This is a genomic window from Mesorhizobium sp. M0590 (assembly GCF_040320905.1).
In the GTDB taxonomy this organism is placed as follows: Bacteria; Pseudomonadota; Alphaproteobacteria; order Rhizobiales; family Rhizobiaceae; genus Mesorhizobium.
In genome coordinates this window covers 1-20,212 of the sequence record NZ_JAMYQN010000012.1, presented here as the reverse complement: position 1 = coordinate 20,212, position 20,212 = coordinate 1, and the positions used below count along the sequence as shown (strand labels likewise).

The 20,212-nt window shown below is 62.4% G+C and carries 18 protein-coding genes; 11 read left to right on the top strand and 7 right to left on the bottom strand.

The genetic code is table 11. From position 1 onward, the window contains the following. Positions 1–136 precede the first annotated feature (136 nt). The 5 genes from NKI52_RS20075 (at position 137) to NKI52_RS20055 (ending at position 6,775) form a co-directional block, all read left to right on the top strand. Positions 137–4,030: a hydantoinase B/oxoprolinase family protein gene (locus NKI52_RS20075; RefSeq protein ID WP_352699234.1), complete on the top strand. Its 3,894-nt coding sequence runs from the start codon at positions 137–139 to the stop codon at positions 4,028–4,030. A gap of 82 nt (positions 4,031–4,112) precedes the next feature. Continuing rightward, positions 4,113–5,360, top strand: coding sequence for a BtaA family protein (locus NKI52_RS20070; protein WP_352699232.1), 1,248 nt, complete (start codon positions 4,113–4,115; stop codon positions 5,358–5,360). Further along, entirely contained in the window at positions 5,357–6,022 is a 666-nt protein-coding gene (locus NKI52_RS20065) for a class I SAM-dependent methyltransferase (protein WP_023676783.1), read from the top strand. The genes NKI52_RS20070 and NKI52_RS20065 overlap by 4 nt, the downstream gene beginning before the upstream one ends. A 135-nt stretch (positions 6,023–6,157) precedes the next feature. Next, the gene (locus NKI52_RS20060; RefSeq protein ID WP_352456184.1) at positions 6,158–6,454 is read left to right on the top strand and encodes a type II toxin-antitoxin system RelE/ParE family toxin; all 297 of its coding nucleotides are present in this window, start codon (positions 6,158–6,160) and stop codon (positions 6,452–6,454) included. 12 nt (positions 6,455–6,466) lie between these two features. Continuing rightward, positions 6,467–6,775 carry a HigA family addiction module antitoxin gene (locus NKI52_RS20055; protein ID WP_352453138.1) on the top strand — a complete coding sequence of 103 codons (309 nt, stop codon included), beginning with the start codon at positions 6,467–6,469 and terminating at the stop codon, positions 6,773–6,775. 24 nt (positions 6,776–6,799) lie between these two features. Here the strand turns inward: NKI52_RS20055 and NKI52_RS20050 are convergent, their stop codons facing one another. Continuing rightward, entirely contained in the window at positions 6,800–8,179 is a 1,380-nt protein-coding gene (locus tag NKI52_RS20050; RefSeq protein WP_352589427.1) for a serine hydrolase domain-containing protein, read from the bottom strand. A 404-nt stretch (positions 8,180–8,583) separates the two neighbouring features. Between NKI52_RS20050 and NKI52_RS20045 the strand changes: the two genes are divergently transcribed. Both NKI52_RS20045 and NKI52_RS20040 read left to right on the top strand, forming a co-directional pair. Further along, the gene (locus tag NKI52_RS20045; protein WP_502897774.1) at positions 8,584–9,381 is read left to right on the top strand and encodes a glycoside hydrolase family 25 protein; all 798 of its coding nucleotides are present in this window, start codon (positions 8,584–8,586) and stop codon (positions 9,379–9,381) included. An 80-nt stretch (positions 9,382–9,461) separates the two neighbouring features. Beyond that, complete coding sequence (locus NKI52_RS20040; protein WP_352680278.1) at positions 9,462–10,634, top strand: lytic murein transglycosylase; 1,173 nt, start codon at positions 9,462–9,464, stop codon at positions 10,632–10,634. Positions 10,635–10,728: 94 nt separating this feature from the next. Here NKI52_RS20040 and NKI52_RS20035 read toward each other — a convergent pair whose 3' ends face one another. After that, positions 10,729–11,622 (bottom strand): LysR family transcriptional regulator, encoded by an 894-nt coding sequence (locus tag NKI52_RS20035; protein ID WP_352699230.1) that lies wholly within the window; start codon positions 11,620–11,622, stop codon positions 10,729–10,731. A 123-nt stretch (positions 11,623–11,745) separates the two neighbouring features. Here NKI52_RS20035 and NKI52_RS20030 point away from each other — a divergent pair, with 123 nt between their 5' ends. Beyond that, positions 11,746–12,477 carry an SDR family oxidoreductase gene (locus NKI52_RS20030; protein WP_352699228.1) on the top strand — a complete coding sequence of 244 codons (732 nt, stop codon included), beginning with the start codon at positions 11,746–11,748 and terminating at the stop codon, positions 12,475–12,477. Positions 12,478–12,595: 118 nt separating this feature from the next. On the opposite strand, the gene NKI52_RS20025 is transcribed toward NKI52_RS20030, so the two are convergent. Beyond that, complete coding sequence (locus NKI52_RS20025; protein WP_352465177.1) at positions 12,596–13,816, bottom strand: alanine racemase; 1,221 nt, start codon at positions 13,814–13,816, stop codon at positions 12,596–12,598. A 226-nt stretch (positions 13,817–14,042) separates the two neighbouring features. Here NKI52_RS20025 and NKI52_RS20020 point away from each other — a divergent pair, with 226 nt between their 5' ends. After that, complete coding sequence (locus NKI52_RS20020) at positions 14,043–14,960, top strand: DMT family transporter (protein WP_352699225.1); 918 nt, start codon at positions 14,043–14,045, stop codon at positions 14,958–14,960. A gap of 36 nt (positions 14,961–14,996) precedes the next feature. Here the strand turns inward: NKI52_RS20020 and NKI52_RS20015 are convergent, their stop codons facing one another. The 4 genes from NKI52_RS20015 to NKI52_RS20000 all read right to left on the bottom strand — a co-directional run bounded on the left by NKI52_RS20015 (position 14,997) and on the right by NKI52_RS20000 (position 18,668). Continuing rightward, positions 14,997–15,602: an RES family NAD+ phosphorylase gene (locus tag NKI52_RS20015; RefSeq protein ID WP_352699223.1), complete on the bottom strand. Its 606-nt coding sequence runs from the start codon at positions 15,600–15,602 to the stop codon at positions 14,997–14,999. Positions 15,603–15,686: 84 nt separating this feature from the next. Then, complete coding sequence (locus NKI52_RS20010) at positions 15,687–16,124, bottom strand: antitoxin Xre/MbcA/ParS toxin-binding domain-containing protein (RefSeq protein WP_352495783.1); 438 nt, start codon at positions 16,122–16,124, stop codon at positions 15,687–15,689. 604 nt (positions 16,125–16,728) lie between these two features. Continuing rightward, positions 16,729–17,646 carry a methylenetetrahydrofolate reductase [NAD(P)H] gene (gene metF / locus NKI52_RS20005; protein WP_023676795.1) on the bottom strand — a complete coding sequence of 306 codons (918 nt, stop codon included), beginning with the start codon at positions 17,644–17,646 and terminating at the stop codon, positions 16,729–16,731. Beyond that, positions 17,646–18,668: an ArsR/SmtB family transcription factor gene (locus NKI52_RS20000; protein WP_352699222.1), complete on the bottom strand. Its 1,023-nt coding sequence runs from the start codon at positions 18,666–18,668 to the stop codon at positions 17,646–17,648. Before NKI52_RS20000 ends, metF begins: the two co-directional genes overlap by 1 nt. Before the next feature lie 142 nt (positions 18,669–18,810). Here NKI52_RS20000 and tsaA point away from each other — a divergent pair, with 142 nt between their 5' ends. Together tsaA and NKI52_RS19990 are read left to right on the top strand one after the other, a co-directional pair. After that, positions 18,811–19,353 (top strand): tRNA (N6-threonylcarbamoyladenosine(37)-N6)-methyltransferase TrmO, encoded by a 543-nt coding sequence (tsaA, locus tag NKI52_RS19995; RefSeq protein ID WP_352699221.1) that lies wholly within the window; start codon positions 18,811–18,813, stop codon positions 19,351–19,353. Continuing rightward, a complete protein-coding gene (locus NKI52_RS19990; RefSeq protein WP_023676798.1) occupies positions 19,350–19,661 on the top strand; it encodes a DUF2293 domain-containing protein in 312 nt (103 codons plus the stop codon). Before tsaA ends, NKI52_RS19990 begins: the two co-directional genes overlap by 4 nt. The last annotated feature ends 551 nt before the right edge of the window (positions 19,662–20,212 follow it).

Sequence of the window (20,212 nt, the reverse complement as noted above, 5' to 3'; positions counted from 1 at the left end):
ACACAATGCGTAAGCTGCGCATGAGTTTCGTAACGTTGCATTTCTGCCTGTAACATATTCCAATCATTTGACGATTGCCGGTCAGGGCCTCGCGAGCTAACAGATCGAACAGGGAAAAATCCCGGGAGCCGCCGCAGTGACTGCAAAATGGGATTTCTGGATCGACCGTGGCGGCACCTTCACCGATGTCATCGGCCGTGACCCGCAAGGCGGGCTGCATCCAAGGAAACTCCTTTCGGAAAATCCCGAAGCCTATGCCGACGCTGCCATCCAGGGCATTCGCGATTTGCTCGGCGTCCAACCCGGCGCTCCAATCCCCTCCGCTCTGATCGGCGATGTCAAGATGGGCACCACGGTTGCCACCAATGCCCTTCTCGAGCGCAAGGGCGACCGTGTGCTGCTGCTCATCACCAAAGGCTTCCGCGATGCGCTGAGGATTGCCTATCAGGCCAGGCCCGATATCTTTGCCAAGCAGATCATCCTTCCCGAACAGCTCTATGAGCGTGTCGTCGAGATCGACGAAAGGATTCGCGCCGACGGCAGTGTCGAGCGCCTGCTCGACATTGCTTCGGTACGCCCGGCTGTTGAGCAAGCCAAGGCGGACGGCATCGATGCGGTCGCGATCGTCTTCATGCATGCCTGGAAACATCCCGAGCACGAAAAGGCGGTCGCCAAAGTCTGTCGAAAGCTCGGATTCTCGCAGGTCTCGGTCAGTCACGAGGTCTCGCCTCTGATCAAGCTGGTCGGCCGCGGCGACACCACGGTGGTCGACGCCTATCTGTCGCCGATCCTGGCTAGGTATGTGCAAAGGGTTGCGGCGGAACTGGGTGCCGCGCCAATCTCCCCCCTTGTGGGGGAGATGGCTGCGCAGCAGCCAGAGGGGGTCATCTCAGAAGGCACCGCCAGAGTGTCGAACCCAGTCGAGCCGACCCCACCCGGCGGCTTCGCCGCCACCCTCCCCTCAAGGGGGAGGGAAAGCCCTCGCCTCATGTTCATGATGTCGTCGGGCGGCCTCACCGCCGCCGACATGTTCCAGGGCAAGGATGCGCTGTTGTCCGGCCCGGCCGGCGGTGTCGTCGGCATGGTCGAGACGGCAAAACTCGCCGGTTTCGGCAAAGTCATAGGCTTCGACATGGGCGGCACCTCCACCGATGTCGCCCATTACGATGGTGACTACGAGCGCGCCTTCGACACCGAGGTCGCCGGCGTGCGCATCCGCGCGCCGATGATGCGCATCCACACCGTTGCTGCAGGCGGCGGCTCGATCCTCCATTACGAGGCCGGCCGCTTTCGCGCCGGGCCGGATTCGGCCGGCGCCAATCCCGGCCCGGCCGCCTATAGGCGCGGCGGCCCGTTGGCCGTCACTGACGCCAATGTCATGCTGGGCAAGCTGCAGCCCGAGTTCTTCCCGGCTATTTTTGGACCGGGCCAGGACGAACCGCTCGACGTCCAGACGGTTCGCGAAAAATTCACCGCACTTGCCGCCGAGATCGGCGACGGCCGCTCGCCGGAAACCGTCGCCGAAGGGTTCATCACCATCGCCGTCGAAAACATGGCCAACGCCATCAAGAAGATTTCGGTGCAGCGCGGCTACGATGTCACCGAATACCTCCTGAACTGCTTCGGCGGCGCCGGCGGCCAGCACGCTTGCCTGGTCGCCGATGCGCTCGGCATGGAGGCGGTGCTGATCCATCCCTTCTCAGGCCTGCTCTCGGCATACGGCATCGGCCTATCCTCTGTATTTGCGTCACGCCAGCAGGCGCTGCTGAAGCCGCTGGCGGACAATTCCGGGCCAGCGATCGATGAACTCATCGCAACGCTGCGCAAAGCCGTCATCGACGAACTCGCCGCGCAAGGCATCAGCGAAGACGCGGTCGCCTCGAGACCGGTGCTGCAGATCCGCTACGACGGCACCGATACCGCGCTGCCTGTGAACTTCGGGCACGGCTCGATTGCGCAGGCCAAGGCGGACTTCGAACTGGCGCACAAGGCGCAGTTCGGTTTCGTCTACGACGACAAGCCGATGATCGTCGAATCGGTCGGCGTCGAGGGTACCGATACCGGCGGCACCGGCCGCGAGGAACAAAGCCTTCCTGGCGTTCGCCACTCCAGACCAGCGCAGAAACGGGTGCGCCTCTACTCTGAAGGTCAATGGCGCACCGCTGGGGTTTATTTCCGTGAGTATGACAACGGCATCCCTGATCTCGACCCCGGTTGCCAGATCGCCGGCCCCGCTTTGATCATCGAGCCGAACCAGACCATTATCGTCGAGCCGGGCTGGCAGGCCGAGATCACCGCCAAGGACCACGTATTGATGCGGCGCGTCGAGAAGAAGCGCCGACAGGCCGCACTCGGCACCGAAGCCGATCCGGTGATGCTGGAGGTCTTCAACAACCTGTTCATGTCGATCGCCGAACAGATGGGCGTAACGCTGCAAAACACTGCCTATTCCGTCAACATCAAGGAGCGGCTCGATTTCTCCTGCGCCGTCTTCGACCGGAATGGCGCGCTGGTCGCCAATGCACCGCATATGCCGGTGCATCTCGGTTCCATGGATCGCTCGGTGGAGACCATCATCCGGCTCAATTCCGGCGACATTCACCCCGGCGACGTGTTTGCGCTGAACGCACCTTACAATGGCGGCACCCATCTGCCTGATATCACAGTGGTGACACCGGTGTTTTCCCTCCCCCTTGAGGGGAGGGTGGCCGCGAAGCGGCCGGGTGGGGTCCTCGCAGAAGGCACCACAAGTGCGTCGAGCACTGCCGCAACGACCCCCTCCGGCGGCTTCGCCGCCACCTCCCCCTCGAGGGGGGAGGAGATCCTCTTCTACGTCGCCTCGCGTGGCCATCATGCCGACATCGGCGGCACCGCGCCCGGCTCGATGACGCCGCTTGCCACAACCGTCGACGAGGAAGGCGTGCTGTTCGATAATTTCCGCATCGTCGATCGCGGCCGGTTCCGCGAGAAGGACCTGGAGACGCTACTCACCAACCACCCCTACCCGGCGCGCAATCCGCACCAGAACATCTCCGACCTCAAGGCGCAGATCGCCGCGAACGAAAAGGGCGTCGCCGAGCTGCGCAAGATGGTCGCGCATTTCGGCCTCGATGTGGTCGAAGCCTATATGGGCCATGTCCAGGACAATGCCGCCGAAAGCGTGCGCCGCGTTCTGGAGCGGCTGCCCGACAGTTCCGAATACGAATATCCGACCGACACCGGCCAAATGATCAAGGTGAAGATATCGGTCGACCGGCGGAAGCGCGAAGCGACCGTCGACTTCACCGGAACGTCGCCGGTGATGAAGAACAATTTCAATGCGCCAGAGCCAGTCGCCCGAGCCGCTGTGCTTTATGCCTTCCGCGTCATGGTCGAAGACAACATCCCGATGAATGCCGGATGTCTGCGGCCGATCAACATCGTCATTCCCGACGGCTCGATGCTGAAGCCCGCCTATCCCGCGGCAGTCGTCGCCGGTAACGTCGAGACCTCGCAGCACGTCACCAACGCGCTGTTCGGCGCCATGGGCGCGATGGCCAATGCGCAAGGCACGATGAACAATCTCACCTTCGGCAACAAGCAGTACCAGTATTACGAGACGATCTGCTCGGGCTCGCCGGCCGGCCGGATGAACGACGGCCGCGGTTTTGCCGGGACCTCCGGCGTCCACACCCATATGACCAATTCGCGCCTGACCGATCCGGAAGTGCTGGAACTGCGTTTCCCGGTATTGCTCGAGGATTTTCATATCCGCGAAGGCTCCGGCGGCGAAGGCAAATGGAATGCCGGCGACGGCACCAGGCGCACCATCCGCTTCCTCGAAAAAATGGAATGCGCGATCCTGTCCTCGCATCGCAACCGCCCGCCGCGGGGACTGGACCGAGGCGGCGATGGCGAGGCCGGTTCGACCAAGGTCCGCCGCAAGACCGGCGCGATCGAGACGCTGAAAGCCTGCGATCAGACCATCCTCGACACTGGCGAGGCGGTCATCGTGACGACGCCGACCCCAGGTGGATTTGGCAAGGCCTGAACTCGCGTCAACAGGCTGTCACTGGCCTGTCATCACCCTGCGCTACCCGCTTGCGGCAAAGCAAACGGGGAATCGCCTTGCCATGACGGACATTTCTGGGGACCTGGTTTTTCGCCGCGGCAAGGAAGTCGGCAAGGCCGTCTACCAGAACCGCCCGCTGTCGAAAGCCGGCATCTCCGAGCGCCTGTTCGCCTTCCTGTTCTCCGGCCTCGTCTATCCGCAGATCTGGGAAGACCCCGAAATCGACATGGACGCGATGCAGCTCGGGACGGGCCACCGCATCGTCACCATTGCCTCCGGCGGCTGTAACATCCTTGCCTATCTCACCCGCTCGCCGGAAAGGATCGATGCCGTCGACCTCAACGCTGCCCATATCGCGCTGAACCGCATGAAGCTCGAAGCCGTCCGTCACCTGCCGTCGCAAGGCGACCTGTTCCGTTTCTTCGGCGCGGCTGGGACCGGGCACAATTCACAGGCCTACGACCGCTTCATCGCACCGCATCTCGACCCGGTCAGCCGCCACTATTGGGAGCGCCGCAACTGGCGCGGCCGTCGCCGCATCGCTGTCTTCGACCGCAATTTCTACCAGACCGGGCTGCTCGGCTTGTTCATCGCCATGGGCCACCGCACCGCAAAATTCTTCGGCGTCGACCCGGCCGGCATCATGGACGCCAAGAGCATCGCCGATCAGCGCCGCTTCTTCGACGAAGAGCTGGCGCCGGTCTTCGAAAAACCGCTGCTGAAATGGGCGACATCGCGAAAGGCTTCGCTGTTCGGCCTCGGCATTCCGCCGGCCCAGTACGATTCGCTGATCACCTCGGGTGACGGCACCATGGCCAGCGTGCTGAAGGCACGACTGGAAAAGCTCGCCTGCGATTTTCCGCTGAAGACCAATTATTTCGCCTGGCAGGCTTTCGCCCGCCGCTACCCTGATCCGGGCGAGGCCGCCCTGCCCGCCTATCTCGAAAAGCGCAACTACAAGACGATCCGCAACAATGTCGATCGCGTTGCCATCCACCACGCCAATCTGATCGAGTTCCTTGCCCGCAAGGATGCCGGCTCGGTGGATCGCTTCGTGCTGCTCGATGCACAGGACTGGATGACCGACGACCAGCTCAACGAGTTGTGGGCCGAGATCACCCGAACCGCCTCCACCGGCGCCCGCGTCATCTTCCGCACCGCAGCGGAACCCAGCCTGCTGCCCGGCCGCGTCTCGAATTCGCTGCTCGATCAGTGGCGCTACGAGAACGACGCCTCGCGCGAGTTTTCGGCGCGCGACCGCTCGGCCATCTATGGCGGCTTCCATCTCTATGTGAAGCGGTCCGCATGAGCACGACCGACTTGCCGGCCAGCCATGCCGAACTGATGGACGGCGTCTACCGCTGGCAGCGTCATATCTACGACCTGACCCGCAAATATTATTTGCTGGGCCGCGACCGGCTTATCGCCGGACTGGATGTGCCGGCCGGCGGCACCGTGCTCGAGCTCGGCTGCGGCACCGGCCGCAACATCATCCTCGCCGCCCGCCGCTATCCCGGCGCGCGCTTCTTCGGCCTCGATATTTCGGCCGAGATGCTGGAGACGGCCACTGCCGCCCTCGCGCGCGAAGGCCTCTCCGGCCGCGTCACGCTGGCGCGCGGCGATGCCACGAATTTCGACGCGAAAGCGCTGTTCGGCGTCGAAAGTTTCGACCGCGTCTTTGTCTCATATTCGCTGTCGATGATCCCCGGCTGGGAAAAGACGGTATCCGCGGCTCTTGCTGCTCTGTCACCGGGTGGCTCGCTGCATGTCGTCGATTTTGGCCAGCAGGAAGCCTTGCCCAGCTGGTTCCGCAAGCTGTTGCGCGGCTGGCTGAAAAAATTCCACGTCGAGCCGCGTCAATCGTTGCGCGCGATTCTGGATTCGGAATCTGCAAGAGTTGGCGCAAGCGTTCGATTCAAAACACTTTATCGCGGCTACAGCTGGCTCGCCGTGAGCAAGATCGCCATCTAATATCAATTTTGCCGTGGAAGGTTTTGGGGCTCCAATCCTAAATGAGGGCCGTGGCTGAAATCAGTTAATTGGCTAAATCACACATTGCCATATGACCCAAGGAGTGGTACATTATCTCCTCGCCGGAAGCATGGGATGATCATCGGCTTTAGAGATGGATGGCTGCGGGCTTTCTTCGTGGACGACACCCACTCCCGCAATATTCCGTCCGATCTCGAAAGCCGCTTGTTCCGCAAGCTCCAGATGATTGACGACGCGGCGATCGATCAGGATTTGCGTGTGCCGCCCAGCAACCATTTCGAGAAGTTGCGCGGCAATCTCGAAGGCTTCCATTCGATCCGTGTCAACAAACAATGGCGGCTGGTCTTCCGCTGGGACGGGGGCCGGGGCGAGGCGTCGGACATCTATCTCGACGACCACAGTTATATATAAGTGAGGTGAGACATGTTGATGACCGCACGCAAGCCAGCAACGGTTGGCGAAATTCTTACGGAAGAATTCATGCAACCACTCGGCCTGACACAGGCGGCTTTGGCCGAAGCTATGAGCGTCCAGCGCAAGCATGTGAACGAATTGTGCAACGGCCGCCGCAACGTGACGGCGGCTACCGCGCTCATTCTGGCGCGGGTGTTTGGCAACAGCCCGGATTTCTGGTTGAACGTCCAGCGCCGTAATGATCTTTGGACGGTTATGAACTCACCCGACGAGCGGGCGCGTGTTGATCGCGCCAAACCTTTGGCGACAGCCGCATAGACAAGACTGCGACCGCCGCATTCCTCAGTGCAGCGCCTTGATCAGCGCCGCCACCATCGCCTGCGGCCGATAGCCGAGCCTGGCCGGCGTCAGCCCGAGCCGCACCACAACCAGCTGCTCCGAGGGGATGATGGCAACCGTTTGCCCATCATGCCCCTCCATCCAATAGGTGTCCTTGGGCAGGCCGGCGGCAGTGCCGGCGCCGGGGTTTTCTTCGTCGCCCGGTCCTTCTATCCATAATTGCCCCTTGCCGTAGACTTTCGAGGCAGTTGCCGGTTCCCGCATCCAGTCGACGAAGCCGGCGGGCAGGATCTCCTGGCCGTTCCAGACGCCGCCCTGCAGCAGGAACTGGCCGAAGCGCGCCCAGTCGCATGCCGTGGCATAGAGATAGGACGAGCCGACGAAGGTGCCGTGCTCGTCGGCCTCAAGCACAGCGCTCTGCATGCCGAGCGGATCGAACAGCGCGGTCCTCGGCCACGCCAGTGCCTTGTCCTTGTCGCCGATTGCGTCCTGCCACAGCCTGGACAGCATCACCGCCGTGCCGCTCGAATAGGAAAACACCTTGCCGATCTCGCCGGTCAGCGGCTTGGATCCGGCAAAGCCCGCCATGTCCGGTTCGAGATAGAGCATGCGCGTTACGTCGGCGACGTCGCCATAATCCTCGTTGAATTCCAGCCCGCTCGACATCGCCATCATGTCGGCGAGGCTGATCACGGCGCGACCATCTCCCTTCCAGGGACCGAACAGACCCTGGTTGGTCATCGCCAGCTTGCCCTCCTTCACCAGCGTGCCGACGATCGCCGCATTTACGGTCTTGGTCATTGACCAGCCCAATAGCGGCGTCTTTTCGGAAAAGCCGTCGCCATAACGCTCAGCGACGATGCGGCCGTTCTTGACCACCACGACGGCCCGCATGCCGGCGCCGGTCATTGCTGGATCGTCGAGGACTTTCGCGACCTCGGGATCCTGCGAGGCATCGGCCTTGTCGCCCTCCGGCCAGATCAGATCGGGCAGCGGCGCCGGCGTCGGTGCAGCTCCGGCGACAGCCTTGGCGGCGGCAATATCGCCGTCGGGAACCGAGGCGCAGCCGAGCCCGTCGCGCGCAACCGCGACACTTTTGCCGAGCACACCGAACAGGCCGGCCGAAACCGTTCCCTTCTCCTTGTCGACCGACACTCTCATCAGCTTCAGCAGCGGGTGACCCGGCGCCTGCACATCGACGGCAAGCACATCGTCGGCGTCTCGCCCGGCGATGAAGACGTTCGAACAGACGATCTTAGCCGCATAGCCGGAACCGACGCGGATCAGTTCCGGCGGCGCAAAATACAGCCAGCCGGCGAGTACCGCGGCGGCCAGCACAGCCAAGCCGAGCAGCCATTTGACGAACTTCAAAAGGATCTGCATTTGAGTTCCCCCGGGCGCGCTCGATCTATGTCATCGATTTGCCGCCATTGTTTCGGCAAAATCGCGGCTCTTGTCGAGCGCCGTCAACCGAATATCAACCATGATCGGCGATCACAGGTGAATGTCGCCCAGAAGTGCGCAGCGGTTTTGGGACAACGACATGCATAGACAAAAGAGCTAAGCGCGTCGAAGCGACGCGCTTAGGACAGACCGGGCGATCCTGTAGGGTGACCGTCCGGCGGGGCTTGAATGCATGCGTCCCAAACTGCGTAACGGTTTGGGAATGCATGAAACGAAGATCCAGGCGCGTCGCGTAAGTCGGTTTCAGACACGCTGCGCCTGGTCGAGGGGCACCCGCGGAAAGACCCATCAGCGGCCGGCTGAAACCGGCTCGGGAAGTAGCGATGCGCCGTTTCGCGGTTCTCATCACGCTGACGCTGCTTGGTGCCTGCTCGACAGTCGAGGATCTGACGCCATCGCTGTCGTCGTCCAGCGCCTCGATGGTTGCGGTACGCGCGCCGCGTTTTGCCGATTCCGACCCGCATGAATGGGATAGCGGCGCACCGTGGAGCTACGCCGTCCACGGCACCGACGTCTCCAAATACCAGACCTCGATCGACTGGCCGGCGGCCAGGGCCAGCGGCATCTCCTTCGCCTTTATCAAGGCAACCGAAGGCGGAGACCGTTTCGATGAAGCTTTCAACGAGCATTGGAGCCGCACCAAGGCCTCGGGCGTCCCCCGTGCCGCCTATCATTTCTTCTACTTTTGCACGCCGGCCGCTACCCAGGCGCGCTGGTTCATCCAGAACGTGCCCAGAGACGGTTCGGCGATGCCGCCGGTTCTCGACATGGAATGGAACCCGAAATCGCCGACCTGCAAGCTGCGGCCAGATCCCGCCACGGTACGCAGCGAGATGAGCACATTCCTCGAAATCGTCGAAAAACACTACGGCAAGAAGCCGATCATCTACACGTCGGTCGACTTCTTCGAAGATAATGGTTTATCGGGTTTCCGCGGCTACCCCTACTGGCTGCGCTCCGTCGCCGGGCACCCGCGCCAGAAATACGGCAGCCATCCCTTCACCTTCTGGCAGTATACCGGAACGGGTGTCGTGCCGGGCATGGCCGGAAACGCCGACATCAACGTCTTCAACGGCTCCGAAGCCGCCTGGAAGAAGTGGTTGCGGCAGAACACCCGTTGACACCAGGCCTGCCGCCTGCTTTTCGACACAGCCAATGACGAATGCCCGCAACCGCTGGTAATCTTCTCGGAAGGATGGCGATGCGATCGCGCTTTGGAATTATCGCGGCGCTGCTCCTGACCGCCGTGCCGGCCGCGGCACAGCAATGCGGCGGGGATTTCGAGTCATGGAAGCACGGCGTGGCGGCGGAGGCCAGGGCGGCCGGCGTCGGCGCTGCCGGCCTTGATGCGCTGGAAAACGCCACCCTCGATGAGAAGGCGTTGGCACGCGACCGCGCCCAGGGCGTCTTCACCCAGACCTTCATCGAATTCTCGAACCGCATGATCTCGTCCCATCGGCTGAAGCAAGGTGCGGCCAATCTGCAAAAATATGCCGAGGTCTTTGTCCGCGCCGATCGCGAATACGGCGTGCAGGCGCCGGTCATCGCCGCCTTCTGGGCCCTGGAGACCGATTTTGGCGCCGTGCAGGGCGATTTTCATACGCTGAACGCGCTGGTGAGCCTCTCGCATGACTGCCGCCGTCCGCAGTTGTTCCGGCCGCAGATCGTGCCGCTGCTGATGTTGATCGATCGCGGCGTGGTGCCGGCCGACGTGACCGGTGCCTGGGCCGGCGAGATCGGCCAGACGCAGATGTTGCCTTCCGACTATCTCGGCCACGGCGTCGACGGCGACGGCGATGGCTTGGTCGACCTGCGCGGCAGCGCGCCGGACGTGATCATGAGCACGGCCAGCAAGATCCAGTCGCGCGGCTGGAAGCGCGACCAGCCCTGGATCGAGGAAGTCCGTGTGCCTGACGATTTGCCGTGGGAGCAGACGGGACGCACCAACAAGCTGCCGTTGACGCAATGGAGCCAGTGGGGCGTTACCAGGCCCGACGGTACGCCGCTTCTCGACAACGGCCTGAAGGCCGGCCTGGCGCTGCCCATGGGTCGCAAGGGGCCAGCCTTCCTGACCTACGACAATTTCGACGTCTATCTCGAGTGGAACCAGTCCTTCACCTATGCCCTGACCGCGGCAAATCTTGCCGCCCGACTGGGGGGCGCGCCGCGATTCGATCCGCGCAACCCCGAACCCGGCCTCGACGGCGACCAGATGAAGGCGCTGCAGACCAAGCTCGAAGCGAAAGGCTATGACGTCGGCACCGTCGACGGCATCCTGGGCACCAACACCCGCGAAGCCATCCGCAAGGAGCAGATGCGTCTGGGCCTGCCGGTCGACGGCTGGCCGACTCCGGAGCTGCTGGACAGGCTGTGAAGGTGGTGAATGGTGAATGGTGAATGGTGAAAAGAATAGAACAGGAGCCGCATTGAGCACCAGAGCTACCACTATTCACTATTCACTATTCACATCACCGCCTGGCAAGCAGGAAATCGATGAACGCTCGCAACGGCGCCGGAAATTGGCGGGAACTCGCGTGATATAGATAAAAACCCGGAAATCTCGGCGACCAGGCTTCGAGAAAACGGATTAGCTTTCCCGCTTCGATCCACGGCCGGACCTGGTATTCCAGCATGTACGCCACGCCGACCCCATCCAGAACCGCCCCGATCATCAGTTCCGTATCGTTGACCGTCAGGCCGCCGCTGACGGCCACTTCCAAGGCACGCTGGCCTCGGGCGAACTCCCAGCGGTAGAGATTGCCGCCGCTCGGCCATTGGAAATTGATGCATTGGTGATGATGCAGGTCCGCGGGGCGACGGGGTATCGGGCGATGCGCCAGATAGCTCGGCGCCGCCACTGCGGCCATCTCGAGTTCCTCGCTGAGTTTCACCGCCACCATGTCCTTGTGCAGCCGCTCACCCAATCTGATTCCGGCATCGAAGCGGCCCTCGACGATGTCGGTGAGCATGTCGTCGACAATGATTGTGAGGGCGATATCGGGATAGGCGCGGCGGAAATCGCCGAGGATCGGCGCGATGAAACGCGTGGCGGCAATGCGCGGAACATTGATGCGCAGCGAGCCTGCCGGCCGGCCGCGTGATGCATGCGCGTCGGCGACGGCCCCTTCCAGTTCGCTGAACGCCGGTGCGATGCGGGCAAACAGCTTCTCGCCCTCAGCCGTCGGCGACATGCTGCGCGTGGTGCGGTTGAGCAGGCGGACACCGAGACGCTCTTCCAGCCCACGTATCGTCTGGCTGAGTGCTGGAGGCGAAATCCTGAGTTTGGCCGCGGCGCGGACGAAGCTGCCCTCTTCGATGATTGCTGCAAATGCCGTGAGTTCGGAAAACTCGGTTCCGCGCATTATGTACCCCAGGCTTAACAAGTCAGTAAGATAATAGGCTATTCTCTGAGCAATAGCATGCCCATAGCTTTCCCTGGAACGCCGCTCGATCGAGGCGGCCGTAATCAGACGGAAGGAACAGCCATGCATCGTCCACTCGAAGGCAAAACCGCACTTGTGACCGGCAGCTCGCGTGGCATCGGGCGCGCCATCGCCGAGGGGCTCGCGGCCAAGGGTGCTGCCGTGGTCGTCAACTATGTGGGCAACGAGAAAGCAGCCAGGGAAGTGGTTGCCGCCATTGAAGGGATTGGCGGAAAAGCGATCGCCATCCAGGCGGACGTCTCCAGCATCCCCGACATTCGCAAGCTGTTCGACGAAACCGAGAGGCAGATGGGGCCGATTGACGTCGTCGTCGCCAATGTCGGCGTCGCCGTCATAAAACCGCTCGTCGAGGCTACCGAAGCGGACTTCGATCATGTGTTCGGCACCAATGCCAAGGGCACCTTCTTCACGTTTCAGGAGGCGGCGCGCCGCGTTCGCAACGGTGGCCGCATCATTGCCGTTTCCACCGGTGGAACCAGGATGTTCTTCACGCACACGGCGCTCTATCTCGGCAGCAAGGGAGCCGTCGAACAGTTCGTCCGCGTCCTCGCGCGCGAACTCGGCCCGCGCTCCGTTACCGTGAATGCGCTTTCACCAGGCTTCACCGACACCGACCTGCTTCCCGAACGGGACCGCGCCGTGGCCGCCGGCATGTCGCCCTTCTGCCGGATCGGAGCGCCGCGCGACGTCGCCGATGTCGCGGTTTTCCTGGCCTCGGACGAGGCTCGCTGGCTTACCGGCGAGAATATCCAGGCCGGCGGCGGCGTGGCCTGACTGAATGGTGAATGGTGAATGGTGAATGGTGAATGGTGAATGGTGACGATTCACGGGAGCGGGACGGAAGCAATAACTACTTCTATTCACTATTCACTATTCACTATTCCACCATTAACTAATCCGCCATCGTCTCCAGGCTGGCAAACCCCTGCGGCGCATCGCCTTCGTCGAATGGCGTCGCCACCTCGACGAAAGTGTCGGGATAGAAGCCGTTGAACCGTGTTCGGAGCGACAGCGAATAGGCGCCGATATGGCCGATCTCGATCCAGTCACCGGTATCGACGGTTTCGGGCAGCCAGAACGGCCGCGACAATATATCGACGGAATCGCAAGTCGCGCCACAGACCTTGAACGGCACGATGGTCTTGTCCTCGCCATTGCGCGAGCGGATCGCCGGATCGGGGATGAAGCGCGCCGGCAACGTGATCTTGCCGGTCCATGAATCCGACAGCGACGCCCAGATGCCGTCATTGATGTAGAGCCTTTTGCCCTTGCGCAGCAGCACGCGCACGATCAGCGACAGGCAGCGCGCCACGATCACCCGGCCCGGCTCGGCCACCAGCGGCATCTGGTCGAACTGGTACTCCTGGAGGTCGCCCGACAACCGCGACATGATCTGGCCGAGCGACGGCATTTCCGGCTTGCGGCTGTTCGGATCATGACCGTATTCGGCCGGAAAGCCGCCGCCGACATCGAGCCCGGCAATGTCGAAGCCGACGCGGTTGCGCACCCAGTCGGCGGAGGCCAGCGCCCGCTCGTAGGTGTCGGGATCCTCGATCTGGCTGCCGACGTGAAAGCACAGCCCGACCTTGTAGCCCGTCCGGTTCAGCCGTTCGGCCAGTTCGACCGCATTGGCCGGTCCGGCGCCGAACTTCTTCGACAGTTCGTAAGCTGCCGAGCCTTTCGTCTGGATGCGCACGAACACGGTAATCGCGCCCGGATCGATGTCGAGCGCCCGCACCACCCTGGTCAGCTTGGTGATCTCGTCCTCATGGTCGAGCGAAATGACGCGGACGGCGTATTTTTCCAGCGCCAGCCTGATGTCCGACTGCGCCTTCACGGGGTGCATGTAGAGCATCTCGGCGTCGGGCGAGACGGCGCGCACGGCAGCGAATTCGCCGGGCGAGGCCACATCGAAGGCACTGACGCCGGCCTCGACCAGGGCGTTGAGCACGATCCGCTCGCCATTGGTCTTGACCGCATAGGCAGTCTTGCCGGGAAACATGCCCATGAACTGTTTGGCGTCCGCCTTCAGCACCTGCGGGCGGAAGCAATAGATCGGATCGTCCGGGCGAAGCGCCAGCGCTGCCTCGCGGGCATTTTCGAATCGCTGCATGGACGAATCCCTTGACTGAGGCTGCGCACAATTAATCCAAGCTAGCGGCTAATGAAAACAATTCTATGTCTCGCCGCCCTAGCTTCGCGGCGCTACGCCGTTCTGTACGCCGGTTATGAGCGAGCTAGGCCATCGCTCAGGTTTCGGGTGGCCCTTGCCGCCGGACCGGGTGGAGCGTGAACAGATGCCTGAAGAGAGCAAGGCATCTCGTCTGGGAGGACGACCAATGGCGATAGCTGCCACCACCACAATGCGCGGGCCGATGGTGCTCAAGGACTGGGCGCAGCTTCTGCTGCTCGGCGCGATCTGGGGCGGCTCGTTCTTCTTTGCCCGTATTGCGGTAGCGGAACTTCCGCCGCTGGTGCTGGTGCTGTTCCGCGTCACCATAGCTGCGATCGCGTTGCAGCTCTATCTTGCGGTCCGTGGCCCGTCGTTTCGCCTCGCCTTGCCGCATGCCGGCCTGTTCTTCCTGCTGGCGCTCGCCAACAATGTCATCCCTTTCTCGCTGATCTTTGCCGGCCAGACCGAGCTCGGCGCCGGTGTCGCCTCGGTGCTCAATTCGACGACGCCGTTCTGGACGCTGATCCTCGCCAACGCCCTGACCAGCGACGAAAAGCTGTCGTGGAACAAGCTTGCCGGCATCGCCCTCGGTATCGCGGGAACGGCGGTGATGATCGGCCCCGGCCTCGTCGCCGGGCTCGGCGGTCCGGTCTGGGCGAAATTCGCGCTCATCGGAGCGTCGCTATCCTATGCGGTTGCACTGATGATTGCCCGCCGCTTCAGGGGTGTGCCGTCGCCGGTCATTGCCACCGGACAATTGACCTGCTCGACCGTTATCATGGTTCCGGTCGTTCTGTTCACCTATGATGCCGCCAATCTGTTTTCGGCTTCACCGCCGGTCTGGGCGGCGGTGCTGGCACTGGCTCTGCTGTCGACGGCCTTCGCCTACATCCTCTATTTCAATCTCGTCGCCTCGGCCGGCGCCACCAACGCCTCGCTGGTCACGCTCATCGTGCCGGCCAGTGCCATCCTGCTCGGCTTCCTGTTCCTGGGCGAGCGGCTCGAACTGTTCGAATTCGGCGGCATGGCGCTGATCGCCCTCGGCCTCGTCACCATCGACGGTCGACTGTTCTGGCGGCGTTAGAGATGGCGCAGCGAAGTTGTCGCTCCCGATCGTGCACTATATGGGCGTGATCGCGGGAACAGATGAACCCTGCCATTCCAGACGCCAGATACCGCCTTGCCGGAGATTCTGAACGAGATCGGGAAGGAAGGCGGCAAGGCAGGTCCCGCCGACATGTCTCACGGAAGGATAGACAAAGCCGCTCGCGGCGTCTTGCTTGCGGAGTTGCTTCGCCAGCGCCTGACCGGCAGGATAGGCTAATACAGTATCCGGATCGAGCACCGGGTCCTTGCTGAACTCAGCACCGCGCAGATCGTGAAACGAGCCTATGAAGTCGGCAACGAGCTCCGCGTAGTCGGTGACGTTTTCGAACCGTTCGATCGCGGCAAGCTCGCGCGTCAGATGAAACGAGACCTCGCCGAGCGCGGTTTCGGCATCGAACCCACAATACCAGACGCCCCTGGCATCATCGTTGAAACGATTGCCGCCCGGACGGGTGTAAGCGAACGCCGCATTGATGAAGGTGTAGCCCGGTCTCCCGAAAACCAGTTCGCGCGGATCGAGGTCGGGCAATCCCCCTTGCTGCGCCTGAAGACGGCCGCTGGTGGCCCCTTCGAGTTCCGCAAGGTCCTCCAAATCTCCATGATTCCTGGCCAACGGCATCAGGACCGGTTCCTTGAGCCTGCCTGTCGAAATGAGCCGGATCGGGTCGCGCTGGGAAATGTCAGCGCGCGGCGGGATCGGCATTCAAAGTCCACCGCGCAAAGCGTCGATATGTTGGCGAACCTGCAGCAGCTTCGGAATGCCGCCCTCGATCATTACGTCCAGGGGGCGCCGGCCACCATAAAGCGGCCCTTTGTTCGGCAACCGCACCCATTCATCGGCAAGCGCTTCGGAGAACAGAAGCCGCAGTCCCTTGAAGATGCCGATCAGGGCGCTGATGCGTGTCAGCGAATCCTGGGAGAGAACGCCCTCCCACTCGCCTTTCTTCATGCGGAACCAGGTTCTCTCCGACACGTCGCCGATCAAGGTACAGATCTCGGCGCTGGTCAGATGCCAGATGTCTGCGAGCCTGACGATGCCGGCAACAGCCGCTGGCGTGAGCCGCGCCCGTGCCGAGGCATCCGCCAGATTTGCCGGCAAAGCCTGATTTGCAGGATCGCGAACCGCATAAGCGACACTCATTCCGACCTCCATCACTTGGCAGTCAATATACTGCCAATTGGCAGAAAATTCAAGTCCTGGCTATCTCACAACGCTGCCGATTGCCCACCGCATTCGTATAGCGTGCGTATAGCGTGCAGCATCCGGTTGGATGCGCAAAGGATGCGTCGAATCTTCAGTCGGTCCGAAAATCGATTCCGATTTCCGCCGCGGTAGCGCTGCCATTCTCGTTGCTGCCCCGGCTTTGCCACAAATTATTCACAGGTCCCGGGCCGGCTTTTGACAAAGAGTTTCAATGCCTAACGGCAAACGGCAGGTCGCAAATTCCACAATCTCGTCGCATTGCAGCAAAGTTTCTGCTTGCCTGTGGCACAAATGACCCTAGACTCTCGCCATAGCTCTTTAAGAGGAGGCTATGACATGGGACTGACGAGGCCGATCAACGCATTGATGATTTGTGCTGCGTTTGCATTCATCGGCGCCCTCATTATGGGCGTCCTTCCATAAGGCCGCTGAGCGGGGGAAGACCAGCACAGAATATTCCAAACCATTGAAAAGGCCGGGCATTTTGCCCGGCCCTTTTGCATTCCCCCGATCTTTGACAGTTCAAAAAGTGCCTGCCGCCTTACGCCGCGGCTGATCCCGCCGCCTCGACTTCGTGCGACCTGATGCCGATCATGTGGCAAATGGCAAAGACCAGATCGGCCCGGTTCATCGTGTAGAAGTGGAAATCGCCGACGCCGCGCTCGACAAGGTCCAGCACCTGCTCGGCCGCCACGGCAGATGCCACCAGCGCATGCGTTTGCGGATCGTTCTGCAGCCCATCGAAACGCTCGGCCAGCCATGCCGGCACCAAGGCGCCGCACCGCGCCGAGAAGTTGGCGACCTGGGTGAAATTGTGCACCGGCAATATGCCCGGCACGATCGGTATGTAGATGCCGGCCCGCCGTGCCCGCTCGACATAGCGCTCATAGAGATCGTTGTCGAAGAAGAACTGGGTGATCGCCCGCGTCGCGCCGTTGTCGGCCTTGCGCTTCAGCATGTCGAAGTCGGTGGCGAAATCCGGGCTTTCCGGATGCTTTTCCGGATAGGCCGAGACCGATATGTCGAAATCGCCGGCGCCCTTCAGCGCATCAACCAGTTCGGCGCCATTGGCATAGCCTTCCGGATGCGGCCGGTAGGCCGCGCCGACGCCCTCGGCCGGATCGCCGCGCAGAGCGACGAAACGCTTGACGCCCATATCGGCGAACTCCCGGATCACCGCATCGACCTCGTGACGCGCCGCATCGACGCAAGTCATGTGCGCTGCCGGCGTCAGCGTCGTTTCATTGAGGATGCGCTTGACGGTGCGGGCCGTCCGCTCGCGGGTCGAACCACCGGCGCCATAGGTGACCGAGACGAATTTCGGCTTGAGCGGCTCAAGCCGGGTGACCGTGTCCCACAGCCTTGCTTCCATCTCATCGTTTTTCGGCGGAAAGAACTCGAACGAAACCCTGACCTTGTCGCCGATGTCGGGGCGGCGGGAGAAGCGGAACTGGTTCATCAGGCGGTTTCCCCTATCGGATACGCATTGGCCGGTTGTCTGTCGTTGGAAGGCTCGGCAATCAGCATGCGCCGATCGCGGCCGAGCCAGAGTTTGACGGTGAGCTTGGCCTCGTTGCCGCCGCGCGGCTCGAATTCCTGGCTGTCCTCAAGGTCGAGGCCGGCCTCGGTAAACCAGTCGCCAATCTGCCGGTCGGAAAAGCCGAGACGCATATGCGCGTGCTCCTCGCGCAAGAACTCCAGCGCGTGCGGCGCGAAATCGACGATCACCAGCCGGCCGGCCGGGCGCAACAGACGCGCCGCCTCGCGGATGGCGCGGGCGGGATCGTCGAGATAATGCAGCACCTGATGGATGGTAACGAGATCAAAGGCGTCGCGTTCGACCGGTGGCGCAAAAATGTCACCCTGGCGCACTTGCGCATTCGAAACGCCGGCCTTGTCGAGATTGGCGCGCGCCACCGTCAGCATCTCGCGCGACATGTCGATGCCGACACCGCGCCGATAGAGCGGCGAAAAGATCTCGAGCAGCCGTCCGGTGCCGGTGCCGAGATCGAGCATCGACTGGAACGGCCGCTTGCCGACGAGCTTGATGAGAGCTGCTTCGACCGCGCGATCCGGCACATGCAGCGAGCGGATATGGTCCCAGCTTGCGGCGTTTACCGAGAAATATTCGGCAGCCCGGTCCTGCCGCTTGCGCTTGACCGCGGCCAGCCGTTCGAGATCACGCTCGACCTGCGGATCGGCGCCGCGGATGCCGGAGACCAGCCTGAGCACGAAATCGCGCGACGCGTCGGAATCCGATAGCCGGAAGAACGCCCACGAGCCCTCCTGGTAGCGGCCGATCAGCCCGGCCTCCAGCAGCAATTTCAAATGGCGCGAGACGCGCGGCTGCGACTGGCCAAGGATTTCGGTGAGATCTGAAACGGTCAGATCGCCGCGCGACAGCAGCGCCAATATGCGCAGCCGGCTGGATTCCGCCGCCGCCTTCAATGTATCTACCATCGTGTCGAGAGCGACATGCATGCGAGCATTCTCTTTGAAAAGATATAAACATATGTTTATGTCGGTTTGGATAGGCTTGCAAGCGCTATGTCGCTTCCGGACAAGAAAATGACGCATGCGTGGCGGATCGCGCAAAAACGGACGCATGATCGGGGCGAGAACCATGTTCGAAACGCGCAGCGGCGAAAAGCTTCTGGAAACCGACCCGGCAACGATGCCGCCGGATGGCAATGTCGTCTTCATCGGCCGCATCGCTTCGCCTTGGGTCACGCGGGAGACCTGCCCCAAGAACATGAAGGCAGCGCGGGAGACGGGACAGCCGGCGGTTCTCACGATCGATCCGCTCTATCGGGACGGCCTGCTTGGGCTGGAACGCGCCAGCCACGTGATCATCCTGTCCTGGCTGCACCATGCGCCGCGGCAACTGATTGTCCAGAAACCCCGCCATGCCACGGAGCCGAAAGGCGTCTTTTCGCTGCGCTCCCCTGCCCGGCCGAACCCAATTGGGCTGCATGTCGCCAGGCTGGTTGGCGTCGACATCGACACCGGCCGCGTCGATCTCGATGCCATCGACGTGCTCGACGGCACGCCGGTCATCGACATCAAGCCTTATTTCGCCTCGACCGATGCCTTCGCCGAGGCGACCATGTCCGGGCGGGACGAGTCGTCCAGATCGGGCGAGCCCCCCAGATGGGATGAGCAGTGAGCGCGCCGACCGGCCGCCGCCGCGCTATCGCCAAGGCGCTGACAGCGCTCCTGCCGCTGGCGCCCTATGCCGACATGGAAAATATCCGTGCCGATGCCGGCGCCGTGCACATGAAGAGCTTGCCGCCGAGCATTGCCGTATGGCTGGCGACGATTGCGCATATTCGCCACGCCCACACCGACTACGAAAAGCTGCTGGCCGAAGGCTATGACCGCGATTCCGCGCGCTTCTTCGTCATCGAACAGACCAACATCGTGCTGACCCGCTGGCGCGCCACCCGGCTGCTCGACGATGAGGATGAGGCGTAGAGAATGGCAGGCACACGCGTCGAGTTCTACGGCGCCCCCCTCTGGCCTGCCGGCCATCTCCCCCTCCAGGGGGAGATCAGCAGCTTCGCCCTAGCCGCCAATCCTGCAACGTTGGTGATTGGCGGAAGCAGACAAGATACCCAATCTCCCCCTTGAGGAGATGGCCGGCAGGCCAGAGGGGGGTGCTGTCCAGGGCGCTGTCCCGCCAACATCAGGTCGGCAACACCGGAACCTTCAAAGCTTGAAATAAAAAACCCGCCTCGGTGGGCGGGTCGTTGGAGCCAATTGGCACCATACCGAAATTAGTAGCATAGCTGCCGGCACAAAGCAAGAACAAACTTGCTGTGTTTTAGGGAAATCGCTTCAGGTTGGCATCGCGGCTTCATTCCAGCTTGGGTTCCTCGCCCCCACGAAAGTGGGGGAGAGGTGGCTCGGCGAAGCCGAGACGGAGAGGGGGAACCGCGCTCTACGAAGGCCCCTCTCCGGGGGGCGGGCGGCGCCCCCACCCCCCCCCCGGGCGGGGGCCGGGGCGCCCCCGGGGAGCCGAGGGG

Bases quoted from the DNA above. Each gene is read 5' to 3' on its own strand.
- NKI52_RS20070 (WP_352699232.1), top strand. From the start codon at position 4,113: ATGACGGACATTTCTGGGGACCTGGTTTTTCGCCGCGGCAAGGAAGTC.
- NKI52_RS20065 (WP_023676783.1), top strand. From the start codon at position 5,357: ATGAGCACGACCGACTTGCCGGCCAGCCATGCCGAACTGATGGACGGC.
- NKI52_RS20060 (WP_352456184.1), top strand. From the start codon at position 6,158: ATGATCATCGGCTTTAGAGATGGATGGCTGCGGGCTTTCTTCGTGGAC.
- NKI52_RS20055 (WP_352453138.1), top strand. From the start codon at position 6,467: ATGTTGATGACCGCACGCAAGCCAGCAACGGTTGGCGAAATTCTTACG.
- NKI52_RS20050 (WP_352589427.1), bottom strand. From the start codon at position 8,179: ATGCAGATCCTTTTGAAGTTCGTCAAATGGCTGCTCGGCTTGGCTGTG.
- NKI52_RS20045 (WP_502897774.1), top strand. From the start codon at position 8,584: ATGCGCCGTTTCGCGGTTCTCATCACGCTGACGCTGCTTGGTGCCTGC.
- NKI52_RS20040 (WP_352680278.1), top strand. From the start codon at position 9,462: ATGCGATCGCGCTTTGGAATTATCGCGGCGCTGCTCCTGACCGCCGTG.
- NKI52_RS20035 (WP_352699230.1), bottom strand. From the start codon at position 11,622: ATGCGCGGAACCGAGTTTTCCGAACTCACGGCATTTGCAGCAATCATC.
- NKI52_RS20030 (WP_352699228.1), top strand. From the start codon at position 11,746: ATGCATCGTCCACTCGAAGGCAAAACCGCACTTGTGACCGGCAGCTCG.
- NKI52_RS20025 (WP_352465177.1), bottom strand. From the start codon at position 13,816: ATGCAGCGATTCGAAAATGCCCGCGAGGCAGCGCTGGCGCTTCGCCCG.
- NKI52_RS20020 (WP_352699225.1), top strand. From the start codon at position 14,043: ATGGCGATAGCTGCCACCACCACAATGCGCGGGCCGATGGTGCTCAAG.
- NKI52_RS20015 (WP_352699223.1), bottom strand. From the start codon at position 15,602: ATGCCGTTGGCCAGGAATCATGGAGATTTGGAGGACCTTGCGGAACTC.
- NKI52_RS20010 (WP_352495783.1), bottom strand. From the start codon at position 16,124: ATGAGTGTCGCTTATGCGGTTCGCGATCCTGCAAATCAGGCTTTGCCG.
- metF (WP_023676795.1), bottom strand. From the start codon at position 17,646: ATGAACCAGTTCCGCTTCTCCCGCCGCCCCGACATCGGCGACAAGGTC.
- NKI52_RS20000 (WP_352699222.1), bottom strand. From the start codon at position 18,668: ATGCATGTCGCTCTCGACACGATGGTAGATACATTGAAGGCGGCGGCG.
- tsaA (WP_352699221.1), top strand. From the start codon at position 18,811: ATGTTCGAAACGCGCAGCGGCGAAAAGCTTCTGGAAACCGACCCGGCA.